The organism is Vibrio sp. D401a, from assembly GCF_030248515.1.
GTDB lineage: Bacteria > Pseudomonadota > Gammaproteobacteria > Enterobacterales > Vibrionaceae > Vibrio > Vibrio rotiferianus.
Genome location: NZ_JAHGAI010000001.1, coordinates 234586 through 243884 on the forward strand (window position 1 = coordinate 234586; position 9299 = coordinate 243884).

The 9299-nt window shown below is 46.1% G+C and carries 15 protein-coding genes; 11 read left to right on the forward strand and 4 right to left on the reverse strand.

All coding sequences use genetic code 11. The features are described 5' to 3' along the window. Positions 1–11: 11 nt before the first annotated feature. The 10 genes from rpsE to rplQ all read left to right on the forward strand — a co-directional run bounded on the left by rpsE (position 12) and on the right by rplQ (position 5632). Positions 12–515, forward strand: a complete 504-nt coding sequence (gene rpsE, locus KIV41_RS01105) for a 30S ribosomal protein S5 (protein WP_004745894.1) — start codon at positions 12–14, stop codon at positions 513–515. A gap of 7 nt (positions 516–522) precedes the next feature. Next, complete coding sequence (gene rpmD / locus KIV41_RS01110; protein ID WP_000201159.1) at positions 523–699, forward strand: 50S ribosomal protein L30; 177 nt, start codon at positions 523–525, stop codon at positions 697–699. Between the two features lie 5 nt (positions 700–704). Next, the gene (gene rplO, locus KIV41_RS01115; RefSeq protein ID WP_005450562.1) at positions 705–1139 is read left to right on the forward strand and encodes a 50S ribosomal protein L15; all 435 of its coding nucleotides are present in this window, start codon (positions 705–707) and stop codon (positions 1137–1139) included. A 20-nt stretch (positions 1140–1159) separates the two neighbouring features. Then, positions 1160–2494 (forward strand): preprotein translocase subunit SecY, encoded by a 1335-nt coding sequence (gene secY / locus KIV41_RS01120; protein WP_005435093.1) that lies wholly within the window; start codon positions 1160–1162, stop codon positions 2492–2494. 38 nt (positions 2495–2532) lie between these two features. After that, positions 2533–2646, forward strand: a complete 114-nt coding sequence (gene rpmJ / locus KIV41_RS01125; RefSeq protein ID WP_000868186.1) for a 50S ribosomal protein L36 — start codon at positions 2533–2535, stop codon at positions 2644–2646. A gap of 149 nt (positions 2647–2795) precedes the next feature. Beyond that, positions 2796–3152, forward strand: coding sequence for a 30S ribosomal protein S13 (rpsM, locus tag KIV41_RS01130; protein ID WP_005450559.1), 357 nt, complete (start codon positions 2796–2798; stop codon positions 3150–3152). Positions 3153–3170: 18 nt separating this feature from the next. Continuing rightward, positions 3171–3560 carry a 30S ribosomal protein S11 gene (rpsK, locus tag KIV41_RS01135; RefSeq protein ID WP_001118870.1) on the forward strand — a complete coding sequence of 130 codons (390 nt, stop codon included), beginning with the start codon at positions 3171–3173 and terminating at the stop codon, positions 3558–3560. A 27-nt stretch (positions 3561–3587) separates the two neighbouring features. Next, on the forward strand, positions 3588–4208 hold the full coding sequence (gene rpsD / locus KIV41_RS01140; RefSeq protein ID WP_005383146.1) for a 30S ribosomal protein S4: 621 nt from the start codon (positions 3588–3590) through the stop codon (positions 4206–4208). 24 nt (positions 4209–4232) lie between these two features. Continuing rightward, positions 4233–5225, forward strand: coding sequence for a DNA-directed RNA polymerase subunit alpha (locus KIV41_RS01145; protein ID WP_010445384.1), 993 nt, complete (start codon positions 4233–4235; stop codon positions 5223–5225). A gap of 26 nt (positions 5226–5251) precedes the next feature. Next, positions 5252–5632 (forward strand): 50S ribosomal protein L17, encoded by a 381-nt coding sequence (gene rplQ / locus KIV41_RS01150; protein WP_005383141.1) that lies wholly within the window; start codon positions 5252–5254, stop codon positions 5630–5632. A 216-nt stretch (positions 5633–5848) separates the two neighbouring features. On the opposite strand, the gene KIV41_RS01155 is transcribed toward rplQ, so the two are convergent. Beyond that, on the reverse strand, positions 5849–6343 hold the full coding sequence (locus KIV41_RS01155; protein ID WP_285335541.1) for a DUF2780 domain-containing protein: 495 nt from the start codon (positions 6341–6343) through the stop codon (positions 5849–5851). 114 nt (positions 6344–6457) lie between these two features. Next, a complete protein-coding gene (locus tag KIV41_RS01160; protein WP_005437303.1) occupies positions 6458–7078 on the reverse strand; it encodes an FKBP-type peptidyl-prolyl cis-trans isomerase in 621 nt (206 codons plus the stop codon). 231 nt (positions 7079–7309) lie between these two features. Between KIV41_RS01160 and KIV41_RS01165 the strand changes: the two genes are divergently transcribed. Then, positions 7310–7906, forward strand: a complete 597-nt coding sequence (locus tag KIV41_RS01165; RefSeq protein WP_010445390.1) for a LysM-like peptidoglycan-binding domain-containing protein — start codon at positions 7310–7312, stop codon at positions 7904–7906. 76 nt (positions 7907–7982) lie between these two features. On the opposite strand, the gene KIV41_RS01170 is transcribed toward KIV41_RS01165, so the two are convergent. Together KIV41_RS01170 and KIV41_RS01175 are read right to left on the reverse strand one after the other, a co-directional pair. After that, positions 7983–8843, reverse strand: coding sequence for a DMT family transporter (locus KIV41_RS01170; RefSeq protein WP_285335542.1), 861 nt, complete (start codon positions 8841–8843; stop codon positions 7983–7985). Further along, a complete protein-coding gene (locus KIV41_RS01175) occupies positions 8844–9296 on the reverse strand; it encodes a GNAT family N-acetyltransferase (RefSeq protein ID WP_045386391.1) in 453 nt (150 codons plus the stop codon). Positions 9297–9299: the final 3 nt, after the last annotated feature.

Genomic DNA, 9299 nt, shown 5'->3' on the forward strand with positions numbered 1-9299 from the left:
AGGGTTGGAAGATGGCTAAAGAACAACAAGTTCAAGCGAATGATTTGCAAGAAAAGCTAATCGCAGTTAACCGCGTTTCTAAAACGGTTAAAGGCGGTCGAATCATGAGCTTCACTGCACTAACAGTAGTTGGTGACGGTAACGGTCGTGTAGGTTTCGGTTACGGCAAAGCTCGTGAAGTACCTGCAGCGATTCAAAAAGCAATGGAAAAAGCACGTCGTAACATGACTACGATCGCGCTAAACGAAGGCACTCTTCACCACCCAGTGAAAGGTCGCCATTCGGGCTCTAAAGTTTACATGCAGCCTGCTGCAGAAGGTACTGGTGTTATCGCAGGTGGTGCGATGCGTGCAGTACTAGAAGTTGCTGGTGTACACAACGTACTATCTAAAGCATACGGTTCTACGAACCCTATCAACATCGTTCGTGCTACGATCGATGCACTAGGTAGCATGAAGTCACCAGAAATGGTTGCTGCTAAACGTGGTCTAACTGTTGAATCTATTTCGGAGTAAGAACACCATGGCAACTATTAAAGTAACTCAAACTAAAAGCTCAATTGGCCGCCTACCAAAGCACAAAGCTACTTTGCGTGGTCTAGGTCTTCGTAAAATCAACCACACAGTAGAACTTGAAGATACTCCGTGCGTACGCGGTATGATCAACAAGGTTTACTACATGGTTAAAGTTGAGGAGTAATCAGAATGCGTTTGAATACTCTTGCACCGGCTGCGGGCTCTAAGCATGCTCCTAAGCGTGTAGGTCGTGGTATCGGTTCTGGCCTAGGTAAAACTGGTGGCCGTGGTCACAAAGGTCAAAAATCACGTTCTGGCGGTAAAGTTCGTCCAGGTTTCGAAGGCGGTCAGATGCCTCTGAAACAACGTCTACCAAAATTCGGTTTCACTTCTCGTAAGAGCCTAGTGTCTGCTGAAGTTCGTCTAGCCGAGCTAGCGAAAGTTTCTGGTGACGTGGTTGATCTAAACAGCCTTAAAGCTGCTAACATCATCACTAAGAACATCGAATTCGTAAAAGTTGTTCTTTCTGGTGAAATTAACAAAGCAGTGACTGTTAAAGGTCTACGTGTGACTAAAGGCGCTAAAGCTGCAATCGAAGCTGCAGGCGGTAAAATCGAGGAATAATCTCGAGGAACGAGGTACAGATGGCTAAGAAACCAGGACAAGATTTTCGTAGTGCTCAGAGCGGCTTAAGTGAACTAAAGTCGCGCTTGTTATTCGTAATTGGTGCACTTTTAGTATTCCGAGCCGGCTCTTTTGTGCCGATTCCTGGTATTGACGCTGCTGTACTTGCCGATTTGTTCGAACAGCAAAAAGGTACCATCGTTGAAATGTTTAACATGTTCTCCGGTGGTGCTCTTGAGCGTGCATCTATATTAGCGTTGGGCATCATGCCGTATATTTCGGCATCTATTGTTGTCCAATTGCTAACTGTAGTTCATCCAGCGTTAGCGGAACTCAAGAAAGAGGGTGAAGCAGGCCGTCGTAAGATCAGCCAATATACACGCTACGGCACGCTTGTACTTGCAACATTCCAAGCTATTGGTATTGCAACTGGCTTACCAAACATGGTCGACAATCTGGTTGTTATGAACCAAACCATGTTTACGCTAATTGCTACCGTAAGTTTAGTAACCGGTACCATGTTCCTAATGTGGTTAGGTGAACAAATTACAGAGCGAGGAATCGGTAATGGTATTTCCATTCTGATTTTTGCAGGTATTGTTGCTGGATTGCCTTCTGCAATCGGTCAAACAATCGAGCAAGCGCGTCAAGGTGAATTGCATGTACTTCTTCTGTTGCTAATTGCGGTATTAGCTTTTGCAGTAATTTACTTCGTTGTTTTCATGGAACGTGGTCAACGCCGTATCGTCGTTAACTACGCTAAGCGTCAACAAGGTCGTAAAGTATTTGCTGCGCAAAGCTCGCACTTGCCACTTAAAATTAATATGGCGGGTGTTATTCCAGCGATTTTCGCATCAAGTATTATCCTGTTCCCAGGAACACTGGCTCAGTGGTTTGGTCAGAACGGTGAGAGCAGCGCGTTCGGTTGGTTAACTGACGTGTCTTTGGCTCTTAGCCCAGGTCAACCGCTGTATGTAATGCTTTATGCAGCAGCGATTATTTTCTTCTGTTTCTTCTACACGGCGTTGGTTTTCAACCCGCGTGAAACAGCAGATAACTTGAAGAAGTCCGGTGCATTCGTACCCGGTATCCGCCCAGGTGAGCAGACAGCTAAGTACATTGATAAAGTGATGACACGTTTAACCCTAGCGGGTGCACTGTACATTACCTTTATCTGTCTGATTCCCGAGTTCATGATGGTCGCGTGGAACGTACGTTTCTACTTCGGCGGTACATCACTACTTATCGTAGTTGTTGTTATCATGGACTTTATGGCACAGGTACAGACTCATCTGATGTCTCAACAGTATGATTCTGTGTTGAAGAAAGCGAATCTGAAAGGCTACGGTCGTTAATTCGACGGTAGACTCAGTTTCAATTACGGAGTTTAGCAATGAAAGTTCGTGCTTCCGTTAAAAAAATCTGCCGTAACTGTAAAGTAATCAAGCGCAACGGTGTTGTTCGCGTGATTTGCAGTGAGCCAAAGCACAAACAGCGCCAAGGCTAATTAGCAGAAATTTTTACTTGAAAACGAAGGTTAGGTCGAGTATATTCCTCGGCCTACCTTTTGCGTGCAAAAGAAGTAGTACTCCGCAGCGTATCCATCACGGGCTTTGCTGCGGCTAATTCTTTTATAGAAACACTTAGGAGTGAATAATGGCCCGTATAGCAGGCATTAACATTCCTGATCAGAAACACGCTGTAATCGCTCTAACGGCGATCTACGGCATCGGTAAAACTCGCTCTCAAGCTATCCTAGCTGAAGTGGGTATTGCTGAAGATGTTAAGATCAGTGAACTAACTGAAGAGCAGATCGATCAACTGCGTGATGGTGTAGCTAAGTACACTGTAGAAGGTGATCTACGTCGTGAAGTATCTATGAACATCAAGCGTCTTATGGACCTTGGCTGTTACCGTGGTCTTCGTCATCGTCGCAGTCTACCACTACGTGGACAGCGTACTAAAACCAACGCTCGCACCCGTAAGGGTCCGCGTAAGCCGATCAAGAAATAATCGGGAAGGTAGAGTACAATGGCTAAACAACCAACTCGCGCTCGTAAGCGCGTACGCAAGCAAGTTGCAGATGGCGTTGCGCACATCCATGCTTCTTTCAATAACACAATCGTAACCATTACTGACCGTCAAGGTAACGCTCTAGCTTGGGCTACTGCAGGTGGTTCTGGTTTCCGTGGTTCTCGTAAGTCTACTCCGTTCGCTGCACAGGTTGCTGCTGAGCGTTGTGCTGAAATGGCTAAAGAATACGGTCTAAAGAACTTGGAAGTTATGGTTAAGGGTCCTGGTCCAGGTCGTGAATCTACTGTTCGCGCTCTGAACGCAGCTGGTTTCCGCATCACAAACATCGTTGATGCTACACCAATCCCTCATAACGGTTGTCGTCCACCTAAGAAACGTCGCGTATAACGTTTTTTAGATTACTGGAGAAAGATCATGGCAAGATATTTGGGTCCTAAGCTGAAGCTTAGCCGTCGTGAAGGCACTGACTTATTCCTTAAGTCTGGTGTTCGCGCGATCGATACCAAGTGTAAAATTGATAACGCACCAGGTGTACACGGCGCTCGTCGCGGTCGTCTATCTGAGTATGGCGTTCAGCTTCGTGAGAAGCAAAAAGTTCGTCGTATGTACGGCGTTCTAGAAAAACAATTCCGTAACTACTACAAAGAAGCTGCACGTCTTAAAGGCAACACAGGTGAGAACCTGCTTCAGCTTCTTGAAGGTCGTCTTGATAACGTAGTTTACCGCATGGGCTTTGGCGCAACTCGCGCAGAAGCACGTCAGCTAGTTAGCCACAAAGCTATCCTAGTTAACGGTAAAGTTGTAAACGTTCCTTCTTTCAAAGTAGCGGCTAATGACGTTGTTTCTATTCGCGAGAAAGCTAAACAGCAAGCTCGTATCAAAGCAGCTCTAGAAGTTGCTGAACAACGTGAAAAACCAACTTGGATTGAAGTAGATGGTGGCAAGATGGAAGGTACATTCAAGCGTATGCCTGAGCGTTCTGATCTATCAGCTGACATCAACGAACAATTGATCGTCGAGCTTTACTCTAAGTAAGGTTTAAACTAAAGAGAGGACACAATGCAGGGTTCTGTAACAGAATTTCTTAAGCCACGTCTAGTTGACATTGAACAAATCAGCTCGACTCACGCAAAAGTAACTCTTGAGCCATTAGAGCGTGGCTTTGGTCATACTCTGGGTAATGCACTTCGCCGTATTCTTCTATCTTCTATGCCAGGTTGTGCTGTAACAGAAGTAGAAATCGAAGGCGTACTTCATGAGTACAGCACTAAAGAAGGCGTTCAAGAAGATATTCTTGAAATTCTTCTAAACCTTAAAGGTTTGGCTGTACGCGTTGCCGAAGGCAAAGATGAAGTGTTCATTACTTTGAACAAATCAGGCTCGGGCCCTGTGGTTGCAGGTGACATCACCCATGACGGTGATGTAGAGATCGCTAACCCTGAACACGTTATTTGTCACCTAACGGATGACAACGCTGAAATCGCAATGCGTATTAAAGTAGAACGTGGTCGTGGTTATGTTCCAGCTTCAGCGCGTATCCATACTGAAGAAGATGAGCGTCCAATCGGTCGCCTACTAGTAGATGCTACTTACAGCCCTGTAGACAAAATTGCCTACGCTGTAGAAGCAGCTCGTGTAGAACAGCGTACTGATCTAGACAAGCTTGTTATCGATATGGAAACAAACGGTACTCTAGAACCTGAGGAAGCAATCCGTCGTGCAGCTACTATCCTAGCTGAACAATTGGATGCGTTCGTAGATCTTCGTGATGTACGTGTACCTGAGGAGAAGGAAGAGAAGCCAGAATTCGATCCGATCCTACTGCGTCCTGTAGACGATCTTGAACTAACAGTTCGCTCTGCTAACTGTTTGAAAGCAGAAGCGATTCACTACATCGGTGATCTAGTACAACGTACTGAGGTTGAGCTACTTAAAACGCCTAACCTTGGTAAAAAATCTCTTACTGAGATTAAAGACGTACTTGCGTCACGTGGTCTGTCTCTGGGCATGCGCCTAGAAAACTGGCCACCTGCATCAATCGCTGAAGATTAATCGATACTAGTTAGAAGGATTAGGTCATGCGCCATCGTAAGAGTGGTCGTCAACTCAACCGCAACAGCTCACATCGCAAAGCGATGTTCAGCAACATGGCTAGCTCTCTAGTACGTCATGAAGTTATCAAGACTACTTTGCCAAAAGCAAAAGAGCTACGTCGCGTAGTTGAGCCTTTGATTACACTAGCTAAGACTGACAGTGTTGCTAACCGTCGTCTAGCATTTGCACGTACTCGTGATAACGAAGTAGTTGCAAAACTGTTTAACGAACTAGGTCCACGTTTTGCTGCTCGTCAGGGCGGTTACACTCGTATCCTAAAAGCTGGCTTCCGTGCTGGTGATAAAGCTCCAATGGCTTACATTGAGCTTGTAGATCGCCCAGCTGCTGAAGAAGCTGCTGAGTAATCTCAGTTCGTAAGAACAAAAAAAGCCGAGCGTTAGCTCGGCTTTTTTGCGTTTGGAAGCTAGGGAAATAACGGCTTATGCCCTGCGAGATTTGCTCGCGAAGAGCAAGTCGAAAGTTACTGGCACTACTGGCCCATATTTGGATTTGATTATCTGAATTCAAAGAAAAAGGGTCGACACTGTGTGCCAACCCTACATGATTTTCTCGCTTCTCGCTTATTTCCAGATAGCACCTAGGCTATCGAGTAGGCCAGAACTTGCACCTTGGCTTTGCAGTGCACTTAAGATTAGGGGAGTAAAAGTGGAAATCAGGGATGGGTCCATACCTAGAGCAGAGAACGCACCTTTTACTGTCTCGTTGTTTGCGATTAAAGCAGACAGACCACTCGCCTGTAGAGAGTCAAAGCCTGGAACTAGTCCCGCTAGTTCTGAAGTCTCATTATTACCCAGAGAACTCTGAGCTAAGGCCAATAGTGAACCTACACCACCAATAGCTTGTTCGGATGACACGTTTGTACTTTTTTGAATGGCAGAAACTAGGTCAGTATCTGCTGCCCCCTGTTTTGACCAAGCTTTAACTGCTCCCATCAGTGCCGCGTTCGCAATTTCACTATAGCCGCTGTCAACGCTTACTTGATTCTCTTTCGAGGTGCTTTGACAGCCCATCAATGCGACACTGGCAAGTGCTGCGATAGCTACTTTCTTATACATATCATCTCCTTATTACTTACTGCTAACTATTCTTTCTAAGAATTTGTCTCAGTATTATCCAAAAAAAACGGCGACACAATGTGTCGCCGTTATTAGCTTTGCTAAAAATCCAAATTAAAGGATGTCTAGTAGCTCTACTTCGAATACTAGAGCAGCAAATGGAGGGATAGCAGCACCTGCGCCACGCTCACCGTATGCTAGATCTTGTGGGATGTATAGTTTCCACTTAGAGCCAACAGGCATTAGTTGAAGAGCTTCAACCCAACCTTTGATTACGCCAGTTACTGGGAACTCAGCAGGTTGACCGCGAGATACAGAGCTGTCGAATACAGTGCCGTCAGTTAGCTCACCGTGGTAGTGAACACGTACTTGAGACGCTGCCGTTGGGATTTCGCCAGTACCTTCAGTGATGATTTCGTACTGAAGACCAGACTCAAGAACGTTTACTTCAGGACGTAGGGCGTTGTCTTTTAGGAACGCTTCGCCGTCAGCTGCTGCTGCTTTAGCTGCTTCTTGACGAACTGCTTCTGCACGAGTGTGTAGCTCTTGCAGTGCGTTGTTGATCTCGTCGATCTCGATAGAAGGCATGTCACCAGTTAGTGCAGTTGCAATACCAGCAGCGATAGCGTCAACGCTAAGGCCTTCTAGACCAGAACCAGCCAGTTGCTGACCCATTTGCAGACCAATACCGTAGCTCGCTTTCTGTTCTGCAGTTTCAAATTTAATTTCAGACATGAATGTCGCTCTTATTAGGAGTGATAAAGGCACAGGATATCAGGTTCGAGCCTCGGTTTAAATGATTGTGCTCGAATGTCGCATTCTGGATCGGAGGGTGTGACTTATCTCTTACTCCAAGTGAAATTTCTGCTAATTTACGCCAAATTACATTTTACTTTGGCGAAAAACATATACTCTCCGCGCTGGTATTTTTATACTGAGATTAGAAGTATTAAAGGACTCATCAGAATGAATCGTCGCAGAAAGAAAAAGCAGCAAGTCGACCACGTCGAATTGATGAAACAAAAGTTCGCTGCTATCGATTGGAAGCAGCCGTTTAACAAAGAGAAGTGGCAGGAAAGAGTACAACCTGTGGCTCAGTTTTGGCAACGCTTTCCAAAACTCCATCAACGTGCACTGATGGTATTAGTGCCAGTGGTGTTGGTGCTTCTGATCATCCCTGTACCCAAAGATACTGAAGCACTTATCGATGATGCTCAAGTTGAGAGTCAACGTGTTGCCATTCAACTGAACGCGCAAAGCTTAAGTGAACAGCGCTCAGCACAGAACTCAGAACCAAAATCGGAACAGTGGAAAGAGTACACGGTTAAAAACGGTGATACGCTGGCCCAAGTATTCCGTAGCAATCAACTTTCGATGGCTGACTTAAACGCCTTGGTCAAAATTGAAGGCAGCGATAAGCCACTGAGCCGGATTAAACAAGGTCAATTGGTTCGCTTTAAGCTCGCTGACGATGGTAAGTTAGATATGCTGCAGCTTGAGAAAAGTGGCGAGTCGGTGATGTTCTTCCGCTTATCTGATGGAACATTCGGGCGCAATAAATAACGTTCATTAACAAGCATTCTGAAGGCGCGATGATTCGCGCCTTTTTTATATCCTTCTGTTTGCTAGTGATAGCATCTCAATCTGATGCCTCTCGATTGGTGAGCCGTCTTCTCTTATTCCATGGCAAGAGCGGTAATACGATCATCAGGATCCCTACCGCAGTCAGCCAATCTGGAATCTCGTCAAACCACCATATCCCAAAGAGTGTTACGAACACTAAGCCAGAGTATTCAGCTAAAGCAATTTCTCCGGCTGGAGCTTTTTGATATGCCAGTACTGCCAAGCCGTTATAGCTTAAGATGCATACTGCACTAGCGATAACTAATACCAATTCCTGCCCCGTCATCGGTTGCCAGTAAAATCCAGCCAGTACTGCAGAGATAGGTAACGAGAATAGAGTGGTCCACCAAAGTGTGGTGACGACAGACTGTTCACTGGGTAGCTTTCTTACCAATATATTAAACATCGCCAGTGTGGTCGCCGTGCCGAGTGCAAACAACGCTGCCCAATGAAAATGATCCGGTCTGAGTACAACTAGGACACCAAGGAACCCGAAGCAAGTGAGCAAGACCTTGCTCAGTGGAGGATGCTCTTTGAGGAACAATATCGACAGCGGCAACATTAAAATCGGCGCTGCGTAAAAGACGGCGTTAGCAGTCGCAAGAGGCAGGTGAGTGACTGCAACCATCATACAGCCGCTACCAATTAATATCAGGTGTGCCCGCAACAAGGTAATAGGTGCTTGCTTCAGGCTACGTTTATTCGGTTGTTGTCGGAGATAGAAAGGTAGGATGAGCAGCAGTGAAGCCAACTGGCGTACAAATATATATTGGAACGGGCTGATGCCGCCTTCAATCAGTTTGACGGCGACATCGGAGAGTGATGCCGCCAAGTTGCCGATAACCAGTAAGAATAACGCCAGGTGGTAGGGTGACATTTAGCTCACTCGGCGCATATCGACATGCGGGATGCCATCTTCAAGGTAGCTTCCGGAAATGACTTCAAAACCATGACTCGCATAGAAGGCCATCAGGTGTTCTTGTGCGCCGATATCTATCGTTTTACCTGCCCAAAGCTGTTGGCAATGTTGTAGGGCTTGCTCAAGCAGTTCATGTCCAAGACCACCACCACGAGCGCTTTGTTTGGTTACCACACGGCCGATACTGACATTGTCGTAAGTGGTACCAGCAGGCAATAGACGAGCGCAGGCAACCAGTTCATTGTCTTTGTAGCCCAATAGGTGAAAAACCCCTTCCAGTGTATCTTTGCCGTCCAGTTCTGGATAAGGACAGGTTTGCTCTACCACAAAGACATCAACGCGCAGGCGCAGCATCTCGTAGAGTTGTGTCGTTGTCAGTTGAGAGAAAGGTAGGGCAGTCCAGTTGATCATTTC